This window comes from Roseixanthobacter finlandensis (genome assembly GCF_043195105.2).
GTDB lineage: Bacteria > Pseudomonadota > Alphaproteobacteria > Rhizobiales > Xanthobacteraceae > NCEH01.
The window spans coordinates 3,511,789-3,532,093 of record NZ_CM195536.1 but is presented as its reverse complement, the minus strand read 5'-3'; the positions used below and the strand labels follow the sequence as shown (position 1 = coordinate 3,532,093).

General features: G+C 66.6%; 19 protein-coding genes. 14 read left to right on the top strand and 5 right to left on the bottom strand.

From position 1 onward, the window contains the following. Window positions 1–33 precede the first annotated feature (33 nt). From V5G24_RS16720 to V5G24_RS16690, 7 genes are read left to right on the top strand one after another with little or no spacing between them, the layout of a single operon-like run. Window positions 34–2,283: a glycosyltransferase gene (locus V5G24_RS16720; RefSeq protein WP_394080962.1), complete on the top strand. Its 2,250-nt coding sequence runs from the start codon at window positions 34–36 to the stop codon at window positions 2,281–2,283. Then, window positions 2,280–3,146: a class I SAM-dependent methyltransferase gene (locus V5G24_RS16715; RefSeq protein ID WP_394080964.1), complete on the top strand. Its 867-nt coding sequence runs from the start codon at window positions 2,280–2,282 to the stop codon at window positions 3,144–3,146. The genes V5G24_RS16720 and V5G24_RS16715 overlap by 4 nt, the downstream gene beginning before the upstream one ends. After that, window positions 3,143–4,414 (top strand): glycosyltransferase family 4 protein, encoded by a 1,272-nt coding sequence (locus V5G24_RS16710; protein ID WP_394080966.1) that lies wholly within the window; start codon window positions 3,143–3,145, stop codon window positions 4,412–4,414. Before V5G24_RS16715 ends, V5G24_RS16710 begins: the two co-directional genes overlap by 4 nt. Before the next feature lie 9 nt (window positions 4,415–4,423). Continuing rightward, a complete protein-coding gene (locus V5G24_RS16705; protein ID WP_394080968.1) occupies window positions 4,424–5,347 on the top strand; it encodes a hypothetical protein in 924 nt (307 codons plus the stop codon). Between the two features lie 11 nt (window positions 5,348–5,358). Continuing rightward, window positions 5,359–7,578, top strand: a complete 2,220-nt coding sequence (locus V5G24_RS16700; protein ID WP_394080970.1) for a hypothetical protein — start codon at window positions 5,359–5,361, stop codon at window positions 7,576–7,578. A 16-nt stretch (window positions 7,579–7,594) separates the two neighbouring features. Then, window positions 7,595–8,941, top strand: a complete 1,347-nt coding sequence (locus V5G24_RS16695) for a glycosyltransferase family 4 protein (RefSeq protein WP_394080972.1) — start codon at window positions 7,595–7,597, stop codon at window positions 8,939–8,941. A 34-nt stretch (window positions 8,942–8,975) separates the two neighbouring features. Beyond that, the gene (locus V5G24_RS16690) at window positions 8,976–10,184 is read left to right on the top strand and encodes a polysaccharide pyruvyl transferase family protein (protein WP_394080974.1); all 1,209 of its coding nucleotides are present in this window, start codon (window positions 8,976–8,978) and stop codon (window positions 10,182–10,184) included. A 9-nt stretch (window positions 10,185–10,193) separates the two neighbouring features. On the opposite strand, the gene V5G24_RS16685 is transcribed toward V5G24_RS16690, so the two are convergent. From V5G24_RS16685 to V5G24_RS16675, 3 genes are all read right to left on the bottom strand, one after another. Continuing rightward, window positions 10,194–10,508 carry a DUF167 family protein gene (locus tag V5G24_RS16685; protein ID WP_394080976.1) on the bottom strand — a complete coding sequence of 105 codons (315 nt, stop codon included), beginning with the start codon at window positions 10,506–10,508 and terminating at the stop codon, window positions 10,194–10,196. 5 nt (window positions 10,509–10,513) lie between these two features. After that, window positions 10,514–10,804 carry a YggT family protein gene (locus V5G24_RS16680; RefSeq protein WP_394080978.1) on the bottom strand — a complete coding sequence of 97 codons (291 nt, stop codon included), beginning with the start codon at window positions 10,802–10,804 and terminating at the stop codon, window positions 10,514–10,516. Window positions 10,805–11,107: 303 nt separating this feature from the next. Beyond that, a complete protein-coding gene (locus tag V5G24_RS16675; protein ID WP_394080980.1) occupies window positions 11,108–11,302 on the bottom strand; it encodes a CsbD family protein in 195 nt (64 codons plus the stop codon). Between the two features lie 219 nt (window positions 11,303–11,521). Here V5G24_RS16675 and ilvD point away from each other — a divergent pair, with 219 nt between their 5' ends. Together ilvD and V5G24_RS16665 are read left to right on the top strand one after the other, a co-directional pair. Continuing rightward, complete coding sequence (gene ilvD / locus V5G24_RS16670; protein ID WP_394080982.1) at window positions 11,522–13,378, top strand: dihydroxy-acid dehydratase; 1,857 nt, start codon at window positions 11,522–11,524, stop codon at window positions 13,376–13,378. 61 nt (window positions 13,379–13,439) lie between these two features. Beyond that, window positions 13,440–13,736: an STY0301 family protein gene (locus tag V5G24_RS16665; protein WP_394080984.1), complete on the top strand. Its 297-nt coding sequence runs from the start codon at window positions 13,440–13,442 to the stop codon at window positions 13,734–13,736. 53 nt (window positions 13,737–13,789) lie between these two features. Here V5G24_RS16665 and V5G24_RS16660 read toward each other — a convergent pair whose 3' ends face one another. Next, window positions 13,790–14,263 carry a CVNH domain-containing protein gene (locus tag V5G24_RS16660; RefSeq protein WP_394080986.1) on the bottom strand — a complete coding sequence of 158 codons (474 nt, stop codon included), beginning with the start codon at window positions 14,261–14,263 and terminating at the stop codon, window positions 13,790–13,792. Between the two features lie 186 nt (window positions 14,264–14,449). Next, the gene (locus V5G24_RS16655) at window positions 14,450–15,034 is read right to left on the bottom strand and encodes a hypothetical protein (RefSeq protein WP_394080988.1); all 585 of its coding nucleotides are present in this window, start codon (window positions 15,032–15,034) and stop codon (window positions 14,450–14,452) included. A 353-nt stretch (window positions 15,035–15,387) separates the two neighbouring features. On the opposite strand from V5G24_RS16655, the gene V5G24_RS16650 reads away from it, so the two are divergent. The 5 genes from V5G24_RS16650 to rpoN all read left to right on the top strand — a co-directional run bounded on the left by V5G24_RS16650 (window position 15,388) and on the right by rpoN (window position 20,260). Continuing rightward, entirely contained in the window at window positions 15,388–16,008 is a 621-nt protein-coding gene (locus V5G24_RS16650; protein WP_394080990.1) for a ribonuclease D, read from the top strand. A gap of 162 nt (window positions 16,009–16,170) precedes the next feature. Next, window positions 16,171–16,938, top strand: coding sequence for a hypothetical protein (locus tag V5G24_RS16645; protein ID WP_394080992.1), 768 nt, complete (start codon window positions 16,171–16,173; stop codon window positions 16,936–16,938). Continuing rightward, window positions 16,935–17,519, top strand: a complete 585-nt coding sequence (locus tag V5G24_RS16640) for an LptA/OstA family protein (RefSeq protein WP_394080994.1) — start codon at window positions 16,935–16,937, stop codon at window positions 17,517–17,519. The genes V5G24_RS16645 and V5G24_RS16640 overlap by 4 nt, the downstream gene beginning before the upstream one ends. Before the next feature lie 130 nt (window positions 17,520–17,649). Next, a complete protein-coding gene (gene lptB / locus V5G24_RS16635) occupies window positions 17,650–18,648 on the top strand; it encodes an LPS export ABC transporter ATP-binding protein (protein ID WP_394080996.1) in 999 nt (332 codons plus the stop codon). Between the two features lie 67 nt (window positions 18,649–18,715). Beyond that, window positions 18,716–20,260 carry an RNA polymerase factor sigma-54 gene (rpoN, locus tag V5G24_RS16630; RefSeq protein ID WP_394080998.1) on the top strand — a complete coding sequence of 515 codons (1,545 nt, stop codon included), beginning with the start codon at window positions 18,716–18,718 and terminating at the stop codon, window positions 20,258–20,260. Window positions 20,261–20,305: the final 45 nt, after the last annotated feature.

Below are 20,305 nucleotides of genomic sequence, written 5' to 3'. Positions count from 1 at the left end.
CTTTGCGGGCCATCCAGAAGCAGGTGGCGGCCCATGCTCCAATCTGTCCCGCAGACCCTTGTGTCCCTGCCCATCGAGCGGGTCGCCAGCCCCGAGGCGGGCCCGCAGATATCGTTGCTGGCCGGCTCCGTCATGCTGCTTATGTTCGACGTGGATACGCGGGTGTGGAGCGCGGGCCGCCTCGAACCCGCCTGCGGGCCCGCCCTGGCCCCGCTCGCCGCATTGCGCCTCCAGCGCGAGGATGGCGGAACCCGCCTCCTGTTTGCTTTCCGCAGGCCGGCCCAGATGCAGACCTTGTCGCTCTTCGCCGGCCGCGTCGGCCAGAGCGTCGAGGTCGCGCTCGATCCGGTGGACGATTTTTCACCTACCGAACCCGAACGCCTGCTCGCCGGCCTTACGCCGGCAGCGCAGGTGTCGCTGATGACCACCTTCCTGGAAACCTGGCCCTCCATCTTTCGCATGCGCACGAGCCGCAGGTTCGTGGCGCTCCTTCACCGCCTGGTCCGCGCATCGGCGCCGGTCGAGCCGCCTTTGGTGCGCGCCGTCGCTCGGCTCGATGCGGCGACGGCGCTGATCGAAGGCGGCCTGCCCATGGGATGCGACGACATCGGCACGCTCTATTGCGTGTCGCCTGATGGGATGCGGCGGATTTCCGGCGCGCCGCGCTATGGCGCCCCCGGCGCGCGCGGCCTGCGGCGTTTTTATCTTGCGTTGGAGACCGCCGGCATCGGCGCCGATACGTTCATTGTGTTGACGGGTCCCAATTGGTTCGCCGTGCGGCGCATCGAGATGCCGGGAGATCTTGCGTCACTCACGCGCTGGTGGCGCAGCCTTGGCAAGCCCGATCCCGTGCTGCGCGAGCACGCGGTGGCGCTGGCGAGCTCCGGTGCGCCGGCCGCCCAGGCCGCGGCGGTCGAGATGCAGTTGCAGTGCCCGCTGCCGCCGCGGGCTCTTTCGGGCGGGCCCCACTTGCCTTCGGCCGATATCGACCTCGCCCTCGCGACTGATCGCGGGATGCTGGTGGGGGGCTGGCTGCGGGATCCGCTCGGCATGGTGACCGGCATTGATCTCCTGGCGGGCGACGCCGCCTTGCCGCTCGGGGCTGTGCAGCACACGTTCTCCGGCATCGTGGGAAAGGGCGATGATGCGACGGCGGTGACGGGCTTCTGCGCGCTGGTGGCGGCGGATGTCGCCGTGCCGATGCTCCAGCCGCGCTTCGGCGTGGCGCTCAAATCGGGCGAGCGGCATGTTCTCGTTCCTCCGCCCCAGCCCGTGGACGTGGCGGAGCGGCGCTCGCGGGCGCTGAAGGCGATCCCGCCGCAATTCCTCACTGGCGACGCCATCGCGCGCTGCCTTGCCCCGGCGCTCGCGGCGATACATGGCGAACTGATGGCGACCCAGGGCGCCCCCCGCGTCGTCACCTTGGGAACGCGGCTAAAGGCGCCGCGCGTTTCAATCGTCGTGCCGCTTTACCGGGTGCTGGATTTCCTGCGGGTACAGGTCGGCGCCTTCGCCGCCGACGGGTTCGTGCGCGAGGCGTGCGAGATCATCTATGTGCTCGATTCCCCGGAGCAGGCGGACGGGCTCGAGCATCTGCTGCGCGGCCTACATCTGCTGTACGATTTGCCGCTTGTCTTGGTGGTGATGGCGCGCAACGCTGGGTTCGCGGCGGCCAGCAATGCCGGCGCGCGGGAGGCGCGCGGCGACGTCGTGGCGCAGGTGAATTCCGACGTTATCCCCACTGCGGCGGGCTGGCTTTCCCCCCTTCTGGCGGCGCTTGAGGGTGAGGAATTCGGGGCGGTCGGGCCAAAACTGCTGTTCGACGACGGCTCGCTCCAGCACGCCGGCATGTATTTCGCGCCGGGGCCGCGCGGGCAATGGCTGAACCACCATTTTCACAAGGGCATGCCGCGCCATTATCCGCCGGCCACGGTGGCACGCAACGTGCCGGCCGTCACCGGCGCCTGCCTGCTCATGCGCCGCACCCTTTTTGAGGAGGTGGGCGGCTTCACCGAGGATTACGTCATCGGCGATTATGAAGACAGCGACCTGTGCCTGAAGGTGCGGGCAAAGGGCTTCGAGGTGGGCTACGTCCCGCAGGCGGAACTCTATCACCTGGAGCGGCGCTCCATGTCGGTGAACGCGGACCATGCGCGTGGTGCAGCCTCCGCCTACAATGCCTGGCTGCATGCCCAGCGCTGGGGCGATGTCATGGCCGCGTTGATGACGCCGGATGCGGCGCTGTCCGCATCCGGTCAGCTCGAAGCGGAGTGCGCGGCATGAACGTGCATGCTCCCAAAATTCCCGCTCCCAAAATTCCCGCTTCCGAGACCCCCGCTCGCGAAACACTCACAGCGGCATTGCCCGCCGAGACCGAATGGCTGCTGGAGCATGTGGCGCACAATCGCTTCCTTCCCCAGCCGCCCGCCGGCAGCATCTATGTGGGCGACGGCGACTTCCTTGCGATCGGCGCGGAATTCCTGCGCCATTTCGTGACGTTGGGCGGCCTGCGCCGTAGCCATCGGGTGCTGGACGTGGGCTGCGGCATCGGCCGCATGGCGGTTCCACTCACCCAGTTCCTGCATCCCGAGCGCGGCAGCTACGAAGGGTTCGATCCGGTGCTCGAAGGGGTGATGTGGTGCACCACCACGATCACGCCCGCCTATCCACGCTTCCGTTTCCAGCGGCTGGATGTGGCGCACGCGCTCTATAATCCGCAAGGGGTCGTCTCCGGCGCCGAACTCGTCTTGCCCTTTGCGAACAGGAGCTTCGACTTCGCGCTGATGGTGTCGGTCGCCACCCATCTGCCGCCGGACGAACTCGCCATTTATCTCCGCGAGATCGCGCGGGTGCTGGCGCCCGGAGGCAAGCTGTTCCTCACGGCTTTCATAGTGGATAGCGGAGCCGTGGAGACTGAGGGGCGCGATGCCCGCCTCGGCTTCGTGCGCGAGGCGGACGGGCCTTCCTGGTTCGCCAATGCTGAGGCGCCGCTTGCGGCTGTCGCCTTCGATGACGGGTTCATTGATGCCCTGCTGCGCGAGGCCGGCTTCGACATCGCGTTGAAGAGTCTCGGCCATTGGCGCGGCCGCCCGGCCCCCCATTATCAGGACATATTTGTCGCCATGAAGAGGGGGGACCGCCCATGAGCCCGCGCATCCTCGTCGTCGCGCACAATCATCCCGATCTGCATCCCGGCGGAACCGAGATCTTCGCCCACGATCTGTTCAAGGCCTACCAGCGCTCCGGCGTGGAAGCGTTGTTCCTCGGCGCCACCAACCAGTTGCACCGCGACGCCAGGCCCGGCACCTCGTTCCAGACCGTGGGAACGGCGAACGACGAGCTCCTGTTTTGGGCCGGGCATTTCGACCGCTTCAACATGAGCCAGATCGACCTCTATGGGGTCGTGCCGGATCTCGTGGCGCTGCTGGAGGATTTTCGCCCCGATATCGTCCATTTGCATCATCTGCTGCTGGTGGGCGCGGAATTCCCCGCTTTGGTCCGGCGCATCCTGCCGCGCGCGCGCATCATCATGACGCTGCACGATTATTATTCGATCTGCGCGCACGATGGGCTGATGGTGCGCGTGCACGATGGCCAGCGCTGCCTCTCCGGTGGCAATGATGCCTGCCACCGCTGCTTTCCTGAGATCGCGCCTGATCGCTTCCTGCTGCGCGCGCAGCATCTCAAGACCCATTTCACCTATGTGGACCAGTTCGTGTCGCCGAGCGCGTTCCTCAAGGAGCGTTATGTCCAATGGGGGCTTGATGCCGGGCGGATCGAGGTGGTGGCCAACGGCCGGCCGTTGACAGCCTCGGCTCCCTTCCGTTCGGCCCGCGACGGGCGGCGAATCTCGTTCGGCTATTTCGGCAACATCAATCCCTGGAAGGGACTGAAGGTGCTGTTGGATGCCGCCCGTCGGCTGATCGGCGTCGGCGTCGCGTTCGAGCTGCGGGTCCATGGCGCCGCGCTCTATCAGAGCGATCAGTTCGCCGCCGAGATCGAGCGCCTGTTCGCCGAGACCGATTCCCACGTTCTGCGCCTCGGTTCCTACGACCGGGGCGACATCGGCGCGCTGATGGCGGAGGTGGACTGGGTGGTGATGCCCTCGGTTTGGTGGGAGAACGCGCCGCTGGTGATCCAGGAGGCGCATATGCATCGCCGCCCCGTCATCACGAGCGGCATTGGCGGCATGGCGGAGGCGGTGCGCGACGGCGTGGACGGCCTTCACGTTCTGCCGGGCGATGCGGCGGACCTTGCTGGCACCATGCAGCGCTGCGCCGAGGATCCGGGCCTCTGGCGCCGCCTGAGCGCGGGCACCGCGCCGCCGCCCTCCATCGACGACGTCGCCGCGCGTTACCTGCGCCTTTCGGGCTTGTCGGCGACGCCCGCGACCCCTTCCACCGCCGCAGCCTGAGGAGGACTCATGCCCGTCGCGGAAGTCACACATCGCGCGCTTGTTCCGGAGGACACGGCGGTCGCCGCCGGCCCGCGCAAGGTCGCCGCCAACGATGCGGCACCAAAGCCGCAGGAGCCCGTCCGCCCCGCAGCGGACAAGCCCGCCACAGCAAGATCCGCGCAGAAAAAGGACACATCGGCACCAGCGGGCGATGCGCCGAGCGTGGACGCGGTCGGCAATGGGGATGGCTCTGCCGCGCTCGATGGCCGCGTGGACGCCATCGACAATGGTCGTCTGTTCGGCTGGGTCTGGGATCGCGACCACCCGGCCGCCCGCCTCCTCGTGCGTATCGTTCTGGATGGCGCGGAGGTCGCCAAGGGCCTCGCGGACAAGCCGCGCGTGGATCTGCGCCGCAACGGCATCGGCGACGGCGCCCACGCTTTTTCGCTCGATTTGCCGCCGGCTGCGCTCGCTGCCCCCGAACGGCTGACGGTGATCGCGCATTGCGAGGAAACAAGTTGTGAGCTCACTTTGCGCCGGCCGTCGGCCGATGAGCGGGCGGTCGAGGCGGCCATAGCCGCGCCGCTGACGCGGGTGATGGACCGTCTTGACCTGCTGGTGCAGGCGCAGCGTGCGCTCCAGCTCGGCCAGCGCGACACCGGGCGTGCCCTGAGCGAGACGACCCAGCGGCTCGATGCCATGTCGGACAGCGAGGCGCGGCTGCAGGAGGCGCTGGAAAGCGTGGGCTCCGGGCAGGGCGAGCTCGCCGTGCGGCTCGACCAGATGGAAATCTTCCTCACCCGGTTCGACACGTCGCTCGCCGGCTTCGACGCGCGCATCGAAGCCTTCGCCGAATCCTCGCGCAGCGAAATCCGGCCGCAATTCTTCGCGCTCGCGGTGCTGATCGGCATGGGGCTCGGGCTGGCCCTCGCTCTGGGCCTGAAGATCTGAAAGGGCATTCGATGCGTGACCAAGCTCCTCCCGACCACCCCGCGAACGAGCGTCCCGCCGAAGCCCCCAAGGTACCGCTGGACGGCGAGACCGCGCTGGTTGCAGCCGTGGACGAGGGCCTTGCGCTCATCGCCGGCACGGGCGAATTGCCGGCCAGCGTCCAGGCCTTGCTAAACGGCGACCCGAGCACCTCCACCCAAGCGGCGACCGTTGGTTGGCGCAGGCCCGATGCGCCGGGGGACGTCCGCAGTGGATTCGTCGCTCTGGTACCGTTGGCGGCGCTCGGGCGCGGGCGGCTCAGCTCGATCCTGTTCCGCCGGCCGGGGCAACCCGCCCGCTATGCCTTGGCGCGCCGGCCGCTGCCGCTGGAAGCGGTGCTCCAGGCGGTCGCCGAGGATGCGGGTCCCTCTGCGGCGGGGGTGGTGGACGGCATCGTGGAAGCGCTCCTGGCCGGCAAGCCCACCACGCGGCGGCTTCTGGCCGTGGCGGCGATGGCGCAGGCTGTCGCACGGGCGGACGGCTTCGTGGAAGTGATGGGGCCTGGCGAAGACGGTGTCATCTTTCTCCAGGGCTGGACCGCCGATCTTGTGCCCGGCCGCGCGCGGGTGATCGCCATCGGCGCCGACGTGGCGCTGGCGGAACTTGATAGCGCCTCCTTCCCCCGCGAGGATCTCGCCGGCCGCAGCCGCGGCTTCGCCGGGCTCATGGCCGCGCCCGAGACCTGCGACGTCGGTCGCCTGCAGAAGATCCTATTCCGCGCCCGCGACGGTTGGCGGGCCATCTCGGTCTACGAGCGGCGGGTGCATCTGGACCCGCGCGACGTGCCCGCCCATGTGCGCGCCGTTCTGCCGCGCCTCACCGCGCCCACCGACGTGCTCGCCAAGGTGAAGGCGGCCGGCAACCGCTTCGACGGGCGCGACACCGTGAGCGAACTGAAGTTGCCGGTGCGGCTGGGCATCGATTTCGCCCTGGCGATGGAGGGCGGAGGCATCCTCGTTTCCGGCTGGCTGCTGGATTGCGAGCAGCATGTGCGGGCGGTGTCGCTGAAGGTCGGGCGCGAGGGCGTGCGCATCGACGAGAATTGGACCCGCCAGCCACGGCCGGATGTGACCAATGCTTTCCTGGCCGATCCACTGTTCATGGCGCTTGATGCCGAGCGCCATTCCCACGGCTTCCTGGCCTTCGTGCCGCGGCTCGCCGCCGGCTCGCGCGACCTCGCCCATCTCGAACTGTCGCTCGACGACGCCTCGGCCTATCGCCCGCTGCCCCTGGCGCGCGCTGCGCCCCGGCAGGTGCTGGCGCGCCTCGCCTCGGCCGTGGAGCCGCGCGCGACGGCGGCGGAGCATTTGGTGGAACGTCACCTCGGCCCCATGGTGCAGCAGCTGGAACGCCGTGCCGCGGCCGGGCGGGTGGTCAGCGAAGTGGGCGGCTTCGACGATGCAGCGCCGCTCGCCCTGGTGCTCGGGGTGAATGAAGGGGCGGAGCAGGCGGGCGTATTGCTGTCGCTGCTCGCTCTCGACCCGGCCACGCGCGCGCTGCCCATCGTCATGGCGGTGCCGGAGCACGGCTTCGACGCCGTGGCGGCACAGGTGCGCCGACTTGCGGATTTCTATCGCCTGCATCTGCGCCTCGTGCGGGCGGAAGGGGCGGAGGATGTCTGCGACGCGTTGGAAGTGGGCATTCGCGCCAGCGCGGCAGAGCATATTATTCTGCTCTGCTCCCATATCCTGCCGCGAACGGCCGGCTGGTTGCCACGCCTGGAGCGGGCCTATCGGACGCGGGGCAGCAAATGCCTCGTGTCGCCCACCTTGCTGTTCGAGGATGATTCCATCCGCTGGGCCGGCACGACCCTGGAGGGGGAGGGGGCCGCACGTGGCCTTACCGATCGCCTCGTTGGCTATCCGCGCGCGGCCGCGATCGGCGCCGAGCCGGTCGAGGTGACGGCTGGCACCACCGAGTGCTGCATCCTGCCGCGCGCCGCCTTTATTGCGGTGGAAGGTTTCAGCCGGGGCTATCTCGGCATTGCCGAGAAGCGGCTCGACTTCGCTTTGAAATTGCGGCTTGCCGGCACGCCCTCCGTATGGGTGCCGGAGGTTGAGATGGTGTGCGCCGACGAGACCATTGGCGGGGGGGGCGCCGCCGCGCAAGCCTGGCACTCCTTGGTGCGGCGGGTGGATCGGTGGGCTTTCGACCGACGATGGTCGCTCGCCGTGGCGAATATGCGGAGCTAACACCATGGACGCACTCATGAAAACGCCCGCAGACATTCGCCCGTCCGAGCCCGGCATGCGGGTTCTGGTGGTCGCGCATGCCCATCCGAGTTATTCGCTCGGCGGGGCGGAGCTTGCCGCCCATAATCTTCATAAGGGACTGAAAGCCATTGGCGGGGCGACTTCGCGCTATCTGGCGCGCGTCTCGAGCCCGGTGCCGCGCCATGCTGCTTCCGCCCTCATGAGCCTGCGCCAGAAGGACGACGAGATCCTTTATCACGCGGACGAATACGACCATTTCCTGCTATCGAACCGCAATACCGAGGATCTTCGGCGCGATTTCGTGCGATTTCTGCGCGAATATCGGCCGGACGTGGTGCATTTCCACCATATCCTCGGCCTTGGGCTCGAAACCCTGTTCGCGGTGCGCGACACGCTGCCCGACGCGGTGATCGTCGTCACCTTCCACGAGTTCCTTTCCATCTGCCACCATCACGGGCAGATGGTGAAGACCGGCGGCATGAAGCTGTGCCAGCGGGCCTCCCCGGTGGAATGCCATTCCTGCTTTCCCGAGATTTCCCCGGCCCGGTTCCTGCAGCGCGAGCGCTTCATCCAGTCGATGCTGGAGATCGCCGATCATTACGTCTCGCCGAGCCGTTTCCTGGCCGAGCGCTTCGTGGACTGGGGCCTCGACGGCGCACGCATCTCGGTGATCGGCAACGGCGTGGACATCGCTGAGGCGGCACCGCCGCGCGGCCTCACCGGACCCAGCAAGCGGCGTGGCAGCTTCGCCTATTTCGGCCAGATGACCCCCTACAAGGGCGCCGACGTGCTGCTGGATGCGGTGGGCCGCGTGCCGGAGAGCGTGTGGGGGGAGGACGCCCGCATGATGATCTTCGGCGGCAATCTGGAGCGCCAGCCGGAAGCCTTCCAGAAAAAGATCGCGGCGCTGGTGGAAAAAGCCGGCGACCGGGTGCGTTTCTACGGCTCCTACCAGAATGCCGAGATGCCGCGCCTGATGCGCTCGGTGGACTGGATGATCATGCCTTCGGTGTGGTGGGAGAATTCACCGGTGGTGATCCAGGAGGCGTTCTTCCACGGCCGCCCGATCATCGCCAGCAACATCGGCGGCATGGCCGAGAAGATCCGCGACGGCGTGGACGGCCTGCATTTCCGCGTGGGCAGTGCGGAGGATCTCGCCGACCGGCTGATCGAGGCGCTGACCGAACCCGATCTGTGGGGGCGCCTGCGCGCCAATATCGAGGCACCGGACAGCCATCTCGGCTTTGCCCGCACCCAGCTCGAACTCTACCGACGCCTGCACGGCCGGCGCCGCGCCGATCCCGATGTCCCGGCCGTGCCGGCCGTGGCCTGCACCGCCTGAGGGCGACCACCCGAAATATCAGAGGGAGAGAAAAATGGCCCGTGTCCTGGTGATGATCCCCTCGGGAGAGGTCTACGACCACGATTGCGTGCGCTGGTATAATTACAAGGATGTCCAGCGCAGCATCGACCATTACCACAATATTGGCGACGCCTTCGTCTTCGATTCCTCGCTCAAGCTGATGGAGTTCGACAAGCTCGGCGTGCTGCCCATCGCCAATCCGAAGATGGAGGACATCGACCGGCTGCGGGAGGACTACGACTACGTGTTCCTGCGCGGCTCGAACTATGTCCACAATTCCATGAAATGGCAGCACACCATCGAGGTGCTCAAGCGGCTGAAGCTGCCGGTGATCGCGCTCGGCATCGGCGCGCAGGCCCCGGTGAAGGGCCGGCTCGAACTCTCCGAGGAGACCAAGACCGTCCTCCACATGATGGCGGACAGTTCCGCCTCCATCGGCGTGCGGGGCGCCTATTCCGCCCAGGTGCTCTGGGACATCGGCATCCGCAACATCCGCATCGTCGGCTGCCCCACGGCTTTCCGGAAGAACGATCCCAACCTCGCCATCACCTTACCCAAGCTCGAGGACGTCCACCATGTGGGCATCACCTGCCGGCGCGAGGTGTCGCCTGCCTATGCGCAGGACATCAAGCGCTACCTCACCTTCCACCGCGACCTCGTGAAGGAATGCGCCCGCCGCTTCGACGTGGTGCTGATGGCGCAGGGCGAGGTGGAGGAGAAGAAGATCGTGTTCGGCACCGCCGAACAGCGCGAAGAGGCCATCACGGCGCTCAAGGCCAACAAATGGGTCGGCGACTGGTTCCTCGATGACGAGATCGAGAGGCTGTATCGCGAACGCCTGTTCTATTCCGACGTTGTGGCGGACTATGAGGCGCTGGTGCAGCAGAAGGACTTGGTGCTCGGCTATCGCTTGCACGGCAATCTGATGGCGCTCTCCAACGGCGTGCCGTCGATCTATTTCACCTATGACAGCCGCACGGTGGAGTTCGCCGAGACCTACCAGATCCCCAGCTACGACGTATTCTCCACCAAGCCGTTCAAGCTGGAGAAGTATTGGGACCAGGGCCTGTTCGACAAGTTCAATCGCGCCTGGTTCATGACCTATCGCGAGATGAAAGCCTTCCTGGACGAGAATGGCGTGGCCAACAAGATGGCCGATGTCGGCCACAAGCCGGTGCCGGTGCCTGCGCGGGCTGCCGCAGCCGCCCGCAAGGTGGCCTGATCCGGCCCATCAGGTCTTCGCGATGGCGCGTTCCAGCACGGCCTGAAGGAGTTCCGCATCGCCGGTGATGCGAAACACCTTGAGCCGCGCCGTGGCGCCCGACACCAGCGCGACCCGCGAGGCGGAGACTCCAGCCGCCTTCGCCAGCACCCGCGCCACGGCTTCGGTCGCTGCCCCATCCTCGGGAGCGGCGCGCACGCGGATTTTCAGCACCTCGCGCCCGTCGGACAGGGTCACGATCCCATCCAGCGCATCGCGGCCGCCCTTTGGCGTCGCGCGCACACTTACGTCCAGCCCGCCGGCATGGGCCTGGAAGAAGGCCACGGCCGTCAGAAGACGTAGGGATAGATATAGAGCCCGATCACCCGCTCGATGAAGAAGATGATGAGGATGAGCACCATGGGCGAAAGGTCGAGCCCGCCCAGCGACGGCAGGATGCTGCGCAGCGGCGCCAGCACCGGCTCGGTGATGCGGAAGATAAACTCGCCGATGGTGCGGACCACGGGGTTGTAGGCGTTCACCACATTGAAGGCGAGCAGCCAGGACAGCACCGCGGCGATGATGAGCACCCAGGTGTAGAGTTGCAGGACAATCAGGATCACGTCGAGAAGGGCGCGCATCTTGGGACAATTCCTCGCGGCGGCAGGGTTCAGGGGGAGAAATAGCCAAGCCGGCGCCACTTGAACAGGGCGTTCCGTGTGCCGAACGGTCAATAGCGCGTTTGTGGCGCATCGCGCGGTGGCACCAGAGGGGAGACAAGATTTCATCCTGACGCCGGGACGGGCGCTCTTCGACAAATATTGAAAAAAGGAAATGCTGCAAAAGCCCTGGCGGCGCAACGGCTCCAACGACCCGGATGGCCCAAACGGCGTGCGGCCGGGCGATACGGAATCGCCCGGCCGCACGTCACCAATCGGGGAGAATCACAGGTTGCGGTTGACGGTGTCCTTCACCGCATCCTTGGCCTTGCCCATGGCCTGCTGGCCTTCGCCCTTGATTTCCTGCACCTTGCCTTCGGCCTGGAGGCGATCGTTGCCGACCGCCTTGCCGATGCCCTGCTTGGCATTGCCGACGGCTTCGTTGGTGGTGCCCTTGATCTTGTCGCTGGTGCTGCCCATGGGGTATTCCTTTCGACTTGGTGAACTTGCATAAACAACCCCTGGCGGCGGCAAGCGTTCCCCCGCCCAGGCGAATTAAGCGGCACCGATGCCCTGAACGCATGGCCGAGTGGGCAGCCCTCGCGCCGAAAGAATTCCGTTCAGCCTAAATTCGCTCTAAGAGAGCGGTCACAATGTTGCGCAGGACACCCCTGACGCGAATATAAAAGGTAAGAGGACATGCCTGCCTATCGTTCCCGCACCTCCACCCATGGCCGCAACATGGCCGGCGCACGGGGCCTCTGGCGCGCCACCGGCATGAAGGACGGCGATTTCGGCAAGCCCATCATCGCGGTGGTGAATTCCTTCACGCAGTTCGTGCCCGGCCACGTCCATCTGAAGGACCTCGGCCAGCTGGTGGCGCGCGAGATCGAGAAGGCCGGCGGCGTCGCCAAGGAGTTCAACACCATCGCGGTGGACGACGGCATCGCCATGGGCCATGACGGCATGCTCTATTCGCTGCCCTCGCGCGAAATCATCGCCGATAGCGTCGAGTATATGGTGAACGCCCATTGCGCCGACGCCATGGTCTGCATCTCCAATTGCGACAAGATCACCCCGGGCATGCTGATGGCCGCCATGCGCCTCAACATCCCGGTGGTGTTCGTCTCCGGCGGCCCGATGGAAGCCGGCAAGGTGATCCTCTCCACCGGCGAGAAGAAGTCGGTCGACCTCATCGACGCCATGGTCTACGCGGCGGACGAGCGTGTCTCCGACGAGGACGTGAAGGTGATGGAGCGCTCGGCGTGCCCCACCTGCGGCTCCTGCTCCGGCATGTTCACCGCAAATTCCATGAACTGCCTCACCGAAGCGCTGGGCCTGGCGCTGCCGGGCAACGGCTCCGTGCTCGCCACCCATTCGGACCGCGAGCGCCTGTTCGTGGAAGCCGGTCATCTCATCGTCGATCTCGCACGCCGCTATTACGAGCAGGAGGACGCCGGCGTCCTGCCGCGCAACATCGCCACCTTCAAGGCGTTCGAAAACGCCATGACGCTGGACATCTCCATGGGCGGTTCCACCAACACGGTGCTGCATCTGCTCGCCGCCGCCAATGAAGGCGAGGTGCCCTTTACCATGGCCGACATCGACCGCCTCTCGCGCGGCGTTCCGGTGCTGTGCAAGGTGGCCCCGGCGGTCGCAAATATCCATGTGGAGGACGTGCACCGCGCCGGCGGCATCATGGCCATTCTCGGCGAACTGGATCGTGCCGGCCTGATCCACGCCGACCAGGCGACCGTGCATGCCCCGACCCTGGGCGATGCCTTGGACCGCTGGGACGTGATGCGCACCAGCTCGGAAAGCGTGCAGACCTTCTATCGCGCGGCGCCCGGCGGCGTCCCGACGCAGGTGGCGTTCAGCCAGTCGCGGCGGTGGGATGATCTCGACATCGACCGGGAAAAGGGTGTGATCCGCAATTTCGAGCACGCCTATTCCAAGGATGGCGGCCTTGCGGTGCTCTATGGCAACATCGCGGAAGAAGGCTGCATCGTGAAGACCGCAGGCGTCGATGCCGCCTCGCTCACCTTCTCCGGGCCGGCGCGCATCTTCGAGAGCCAGGACGCGGCGGTGGAAGTCATTCTCGCCAACGGCAAGGTTGTGGCCGGCGATATCGTGCTGATCCGCTATGAGGGGCCGCGCGGCGGTCCGGGCATGCAGGAGATGCTTTATCCGACCTCCTATCTGAAGTCGAAGGGCCTCGGGAAGGTGTGCGCGCTGGTCACCGACGGGCGCTTCTCGGGCGGGTCCTCCGGCCTGTCCATCGGCCATGTCTCGCCGGAAGCGGCCGAGGGCGGCGCCATCGGGCTGGTCGAGGACGGCGATGTCATCGAGATCGACATCCCCAACCGCCGCATCCATCTGGCCGTGTCGGAGGAGGTGCTCGCCCATCGCCGCGCCGCCATGGAGGCCAAGGGCGATGCGGCCTGGAAGCCGGCGGCACGCACCCGCGTCGTCTCCCAGGCGCTCCAGGCCTATGCGGCGCTCACCACCTCCGCCGCGCGCGGCGCGGTGCGCGACGTGAAGGCGCTGCGCCGCTGAGCGGCGGCGCGCCATGCTTCGCGCGGCTGCAGCATTTTTCGGGGCGCTCGTCGGTGTCCTGATGGGTGCTACCACCGCTTGGGGCGCGGTGGAATGCCCCGCATCCCTGGACGGTCACCCGCTGGAGCGGGTGTCCGTGTTCGACGGGCCGCCTTCGGAGATGGTGGACCTGCGCCCGGATGGGCGCGGGCGCACCGATGTGTGGGCGGACCTCGACAAGAGCGACCGCCCCACCACCCTTGTCTGCCGCTACAAAAGTGTCAGCGAGCCCGCCGCTTTCGTCCTGCCGGCGGGCACCCGCACCTGCGAGGGCGTGCGCAGGGCGGACGACACCTATCGGAGCATCGTCTGCCGCTAGAGCCGGATCTACCCCTAATTCAATAAATTAGAGCGCAGGCGATGGACGTAGGCTCACCGGCAGGTGAGGCGCCCGTCCATATTGGCGATGTCGCGCCCGGCGCTGCACCAGCTCGCCGCCGTGGTGGCATCCACCCAGCGACCGCGCGAATCCTGGCAACTGGCCTTCAGCCAGCCGGCCACCATGCGGATGTCCCGGCAGGTGGCCATGTAGGATCCATAGGGGATCTTTTCGCCATAACTGGAGGGTGCGGAGGGGCTGCCGAATCCAGCGGATGCGGTCTTGCAGACCAGGCTTCCATTCTGGTTCGCAATGTCGTTGCCGAGCGGACACCAGCCCGGCACCGTGCTGGCCTCGGCCCAGCCGCCATACCCATTCTGGCAGGTGGCCTTCAGCCAGCCGGCCTCTTCGCGCACATTCGTGCAGGTGGCAAGATAACTGCCCTGGCGAACCTGCGCGAGGGCCGGCCCCGCCGCGGTGGCGACGAGCAGAATGGCGGCGGAGAAAAGCCGCACAAGCATCGGCATGTCTGCGTCCTTATCCAGAGCAAAGGCCGGACGGCGCCAAGACGCGCTGACCGGCGCAAGGGTGCGGCTGCGCGAGAGCACGCGCCGATCAGCCTGCATCGCAAGCTGATCGGATCACGCGGTCTCTAACGAATGTTCAGAGACGGATTCACCGCCCAGGTTGTTTCAGCCTGATCGGATCAGGCTCTAGCGGCAGGCGAACTGCCCGTTGATGTTGGCGATGTCGCGGCCCCGGCAGAGGCTTGGGAAGATGCTGGTTTCGCGCCACCGTCCCCGTTGATCCCGGCAGAGGGCATTCAGGGTGCCTCCAGCCATGTTCACGTCGCGACAGGAGGCCAGATAGGAGCCCTGCGGCACCGGCCCCGGCCCACGGCCGCCGCCATTGTAGCCGGGCCCGGGATTATAGCCCGGCCCAGGATTATAGCCGGGTCCAGGATTGTAACCGGGATTATAGCCGGGTCTGGGATTGTAGCCTGGATTGTAGCCAGGTCCCGGCGCGGGGCCGGGTCCGCCGCTTCTCACCCGGCAGGTGAGCGTTCCATTGGAATTGGCGATGTCGGAGCCCGGCACGCAGCCTCCCACCATGAGAAACGCCGGCACGGAAACGCCGAGCTGGTTGCGGCAGAAGGCCGTGAGCATGCCGTTGGCGATCTTCGCCTTCTGGCAAGTGTACAGGTAGCTGCCCGGCGGCACCTGCTGGGCCTCGGCCAGGGTGGAAAAGGCCGAAAGGCTCAGAAGCCCCGCCGCGATCCCGAAAATCTTCGCGCGCACCCGCATGATTCCTCACATTCCCATCAATCGCCATGGTCGTACGTGGAAGGTCACCGGGCGGCCATCACGATACGGCCGGCCGGCGCCTTCCGCGATCGGCCTCCGCCCCCGTGCTTTTCACACTAAGATTCGACGTCGCGACAGTGCGAAGTCCATCATTCCGATGAAATATTACACCGGCCTGACAGGGCGCTGGAAAAAGCCGGCGTCGCGCACGAATGACGCGCCCCTGTGGCGGTCCTGCCGCGCGTTAGGTTTCGCCAGAGGGGCGCGGCGACCTTGGGCCCTATTGGACGGCGGGCCCGGCGTCGGCTAGAAGCCGTCAGCTCCTGTCAATCCGAAAAGCCGCATCCATGACCATCCGCCTGCATCGCGGCGACCTGCCGGACTCGTTCCGTCCCGCCGCCACCGTCGCCATCGATACCGAGACGCTGGGTCTCAACCCGCATCGCGACCGGCTGTGCCTGGTGCAGCTTTCCAATGGCGACGGCAGCGCCGACCTGGTGCAGATCCCCGCCGGCGCCACCGCCGCGAACGCGCCCAACCTGGTGCGCCTGCTGAGCGATCCGGCGGTGGTCAAGTTGTTCCATTTCGGCCGGTTCGACATCGCCGTGCTGAAGCATACGTTCGGCGTCACCACCACCCCGGTGTTCTGTACCAAGATCGCCTCGCGCCTCGCGCGCACCTATACCGACCGGCATGGCCTGAAGGATCTGGTGCGCGAACTGGTGGGCGTGGATCTCTCCAAGCAGCAGCAGAGTTCCGACTGGGCAGCCGCCGAACTCACGGAAGCGCAGATGGCCTATGCCGCTTCCGACGTGCTGTATCTGCACGAATGCAAGGCGAAGCTGGAGGCCATGCTGACCCGCGACGGCCGGATGGATCTGGCGCAGGCCTGCTTCACCTTTCTGCCGGCCCGCGCCGCGCTTGACCTCGCTGGCTGGGCCGAAGAGGATATTTTCGCCCATTCCTGAAGCCGTGTCATATCTCGCCCGCCTTGCCGGCACCCCATTGTGCCCCCATATGGGGCGCGCGAAGCGGGGGCTTTCGCGGCATCCCGGGGGGTGTGTGGCATTGCGCGCCGGTCGCTCCGGCGGGGTATGCCGTTCGTCCGCCGGCCGGTTAGAATGCGAGACATGAGCGAACAGCCAACGCCCCACGGCCGCGTGCAGCCGCAGATCAGCACCTATGGGGCGCGCGCCCTGCCGGACTTCCGCCGCGCCCAGCGCCATAGCGCCTTCGTGCGGTTCGTGAAGCGCGCATTGCCCGTGGGGCTCATCGTCGCGCTGGCGGCGATGATCGCTTTTCCCCTGATCGCCCAGCTGGGCATGAAGATCGACCTGCCGTTCGAAGTGGGCGCCCTGCATTTGAACGGCACGCGCCTCACCATGGAAAAGCCGAAGCTCTCCGGCTTCACCGACGACAATCGCGCTTATAGCGTCAATGCCGCCACCGCCTCGCAGGATCTGACCAACACCGACGTGCTGGACCTGACCGAGGTTTCCGCCCGCATGGAACTGGCGAACAAGGGGTGGGCCACGGTGAAATCGGCGACCGGCACGGTGGATATGAAACGGCAGTTCATCACCCTGCGCGGCGGGGTGGACCTTGCCACCAATGGCGGCTATGCCGGATTGCTCAAGGATGCGGATGTGGACGCGAAGGCCGGCTCGCTGACAACCGACAAGCCGGTGCTGCTGACCTATATGGACGGGCGCCTTGTGGCCGACCGCATGAAGGTGTTCGATCGCGGCACCCGCGCCTTTTTTGAAGGGAATGTGCAATTGGATTTCCGCTTGGCCAATCTGTCCAATCCCGCAGCGCCGGGGGCGCCGGCTGGCGCGTCGTCCGCTGCCATCCCCGCCATCCCTCCCGCCCCCTCTGTAGCGACCCAGAAGCGATGATCCGCACCCGCCTCTTCGGCGTCATTGTCGCGGCCGCGACATGCGCCGCCGCGCTGATGATGCAATCACAGATTGTGATGGCACAAGGCAGCAACGTTCCCAATGCGCTCCAGGGATTCGCCAAGAATCGCGACGAGCCGGTGCGGATCAATTCCAATACGCTCGAAGTGCGAGACAAGGAAAAGACCGCCGTGTTCGCCGGCAATGTCGTGGTCACCCAGGGCGACACGACCTTGAGAAGCCCGCAATTGCTGGTTTTCTACGATGGTTCGGCGGCGCCGGCGGACGGCCAGCCGAGCAAGTCGAACCAGATTCGCCGGCTTGAGGCGACCGGCGGGGTGGTGGTGCAGACCAAGGACCAGACCGCCACCGGCGATACCGGGGTGTTCGACGTGAAGAGCAATACTGTTACGCTGACCGGCAAGCCGGTGATCCTGACCCAGGGGCCCAATGTCATTCGTGGACAGAAGCTGACGGTCGATTTGACGACAGGCGTGTCGCGTTTCGATGGTGGGCGCGTGGAAAGCCTGATCCTGCCCGGTAGCGTCAAACAGGAAACGCCAGCTGCGCCAAAGCGTTAAGAGTTTGGGGGCGAGAATATCAAGCATTTTGACGCAAGTTTCGTTCGCGGCCTGAATTTTGCATGTTGCATTGCGGCGCTGACGGGAGAAGACTAGCCGGGTCGGAGGGGCTCCGTCTCGGAGGTATCGGGTGAACGTCTTTTCCATGTTCGGCAAAAGCAGGCAGCGTCCTGCCCAGCAGGTGGACCAGCACCACGGGTCCGATGCGCCGTACGATACGATTGAGGGCGACGAGGACGCCGCGTGGGACGAGGACGCGGTCCTCGACGAGGCCTATGCCGCCTCCACCGCCCCCGCCTCAGCTGCCCCCGCCTCAGCTGCCCCGGCCGGCGGTGCCCCGGCCGACGATGCCGAGGAGGAGGCCAGTGCCCATCTCGGCTACGGCACCCCGCACGCCGATCAGGTTCAGCACTCCCTCGCCGCGTTCGGCCTCGCCAAATCCTATGGCGGGCGCAAGGTGGTGCGCGATGTCAGCGTGCACGTGCGGCGCGGCGAGGCGGTCGGCCTGCTCGGCCCCAACGGCGCCGGCAAGACCACCGTCTTCTACATGATCACCGGCCTCGTGAAGGCCGATGCCGGCCGCATCGAGCTGGAAGGGCACGATGTGACCCCCATGCCCATGTACCGCCGCGCGCGCCTCGGCATCGGCTATCTGCCGCAGGAGGCCTCGATCTTTCGCGGCCTGTCGGTGGAGGACAATATCCGCGCCGTGCTGGAGGTCACCGAACCCAACCGCAAGCTGTGGCGGGAGGAGACCGACAAGCTCCTTGAGGAATTCAAGATCACCCATGTGCGCAAGTCGCCCTCGATCGCGCTCTCGGGCGGCGAGCGGCGGCGCCTTGAGATCGCGCGCGCATTGGCGAGCCGGCCGGCCTTCATGCTCTTGGACGAGCCGTTCGCGGGCATCGATCCGATCGCGGTGGGCGACATCCAGGCGCTGGTGCGCCACCTCACCACGCGCGGCATCGGCGTGCTGATCACCGACCACAACGTGCGCGAGACTCTGGGCCTCATCGACCGCGCCTATATCATCCACACCGGCGCGGTGCTGATGGAGGGCGACCCGGATTCCATCGTCAACAGCCCCGAGGTGCGCCGGCTTTATCTCGGCGAGGAGTTCCGCCTGTGAACCGGTCGCGCCCCATGCCTGAACAAAAGGCGCCCTGCGGCGCCCGCCGCGGCGGGGAGTGCGGCTGATGGCCCTCTCGGCGCGACTGGAATTCCGGCAGAGTCAGTCGCTGGTGATGACCCCGCAGTTGATGCAAGCCATCAAGCTGCTGCAATTGTCCAACCTGGAACTGACCGCCTATGTGGAGGCGGAGCTGGAGCGCAACCCGCTGCTGGAGCGCGTGGCGGAGCCGGAAGGCGGCGCTGCCGAGCCGGAGCCGGAGGCGCCCGCCGCCGCCGCGGCCGAGGAGCGCGAGATCCCGGTTTCGGGCGACTTTTTGGACGGTGACGCCGAGCCGAGCCGCGCCAAGATGGAGAATCAGCTCGACACCGACCTCGGCAATGTCTTTCCCGACGACGTTCCCGCCGAGCGCGGCGTGGGGACGGGCACCTCCAGCGCGGTGGAATGGGGCAGCGGTGGCGGTGGCGAGCGCGGCGAGGACTACAATCCCGAAGCGTTTCTCGCCAGCGAGAGCACGCTCGCCGACCATCTGGAGGCCCAGCTTTCGCTGGCCGAGACCGATCCGGTCCGCCGCATCATCGGCCTTAATCTCATCGGCATGATCGACGAGACCGGCTATCTGGTGGGGGATATGGCGGCGCTGGCCGAGCAGATGAAGGTTTCGCCGAAAGAGGTGGAAAGCGTGCTCCGCCTGATCCAGACCTTCGAGCCCACCGGCGTCGGCGCGCGCACCCTGTCCGAATGCCTGGCGCTGCAATTGCGCGAGCGCAACCGCTGCGATCCGGCCATGGAGGCACTGCTCGCCAATCTCGAACTGCTCGCGCGCCATGACCGCAACGCCCTGCGGCGCATCTGCGGGGTGGATGCGGAAGACCTGGCCGAGATGATCGGCGAGATCCGCGCGCTCGATCCCAAGCCCGGCCTGATCTTCGGCAGCGGCGTGCTGCACCCGCTGGTGCCGGACGTGTTCGTGAAGGAGGCGTCCGACGGCTCCTGGCTGGTGGAGTTGAATTCCGACACCTTGCCGCGCGTGCTGGTGAACCAGACCTATCATGCCTCCGTGGCCAAGGCGGTGCGCTCGTCCGAGGAGAAGACGTTCCTCGCGGATTGCCTGCAAAGCGCCGGCTGGCTGACGCGCTCGCTCGATCAGCGCGCCCGCACCATCCTGAAGGTGGCGAGCGAGATCGTGCGCCAGCAGGATGCCTTCCTGGTGCACGGCGTGCGTCATCTGCGCCCGCTGAACCTGCGCACCGTGGCCGATGCCATCGGCATGCACGAATCCACGGTCTCGCGCGTGACGTCGAACAAATATATCTCCACCCCGCGCGGCGTGCTGGAGCTGAAATTCTTCTTCTCTTCCTCCATCAACGCTTCGGGCGGGGGAGAAGCCCATTCGGCGGAGGCCGTGCGCCACCGCATCAAGAGCCTGATCGATGCGGAAAACGCGAGCGACGTGCTCTCCGACGATACGCTGGTGCAGAAGCTGAAGACCGATGGCATCGACATCGCCCGCCGCACGGTTGCGAAATATCGCGAGAGCATGAACATCGCCTCCTCGGTCCAGCGCCGGCGTGAGAAGCAGGCGCAGCGCGAGGAGGCGTCCTACAGCTAGGTTCGGCAGGCCGGTTGCCGCGGCTGGATCCGCGCCGCCTTGCGG

Coding starts and splice junctions, on each gene's coding strand:
- V5G24_RS16720 (WP_394080962.1), top strand. CDS start 34: ATGCTCCAATCTGTCCCGCAGACCCTTGTGTCCCTGCCCATCGAGCGG.
- V5G24_RS16715 (WP_394080964.1), top strand. CDS start 2,280: ATGAACGTGCATGCTCCCAAAATTCCCGCTCCCAAAATTCCCGCTTCC.
- V5G24_RS16710 (WP_394080966.1), top strand. CDS start 3,143: ATGAGCCCGCGCATCCTCGTCGTCGCGCACAATCATCCCGATCTGCAT.
- V5G24_RS16705 (WP_394080968.1), top strand. CDS start 4,424: ATGCCCGTCGCGGAAGTCACACATCGCGCGCTTGTTCCGGAGGACACG.
- V5G24_RS16700 (WP_394080970.1), top strand. CDS start 5,359: ATGCGTGACCAAGCTCCTCCCGACCACCCCGCGAACGAGCGTCCCGCC.
- V5G24_RS16695 (WP_394080972.1), top strand. CDS start 7,595: ATGAAAACGCCCGCAGACATTCGCCCGTCCGAGCCCGGCATGCGGGTT.
- V5G24_RS16690 (WP_394080974.1), top strand. CDS start 8,976: ATGGCCCGTGTCCTGGTGATGATCCCCTCGGGAGAGGTCTACGACCAC.
- V5G24_RS16680 (WP_394080978.1), bottom strand. CDS start 10,804: ATGCGCGCCCTTCTCGACGTGATCCTGATTGTCCTGCAACTCTACACC.
- V5G24_RS16675 (WP_394080980.1), bottom strand. CDS start 11,302: ATGGGCAGCACCAGCGACAAGATCAAGGGCACCACCAACGAAGCCGTC.
- ilvD (WP_394080982.1), top strand. CDS start 11,522: ATGCCTGCCTATCGTTCCCGCACCTCCACCCATGGCCGCAACATGGCC.
- V5G24_RS16665 (WP_394080984.1), top strand. CDS start 13,440: ATGGGTGCTACCACCGCTTGGGGCGCGGTGGAATGCCCCGCATCCCTG.
- V5G24_RS16660 (WP_394080986.1), bottom strand. CDS start 14,263: ATGCCGATGCTTGTGCGGCTTTTCTCCGCCGCCATTCTGCTCGTCGCC.
- V5G24_RS16650 (WP_394080990.1), top strand. CDS start 15,388: ATGACCATCCGCCTGCATCGCGGCGACCTGCCGGACTCGTTCCGTCCC.
- V5G24_RS16645 (WP_394080992.1), top strand. CDS start 16,171: ATGAGCGAACAGCCAACGCCCCACGGCCGCGTGCAGCCGCAGATCAGC.
- V5G24_RS16640 (WP_394080994.1), top strand. CDS start 16,935: ATGATCCGCACCCGCCTCTTCGGCGTCATTGTCGCGGCCGCGACATGC.
- rpoN (WP_394080998.1), top strand. CDS start 18,716: ATGGCCCTCTCGGCGCGACTGGAATTCCGGCAGAGTCAGTCGCTGGTG.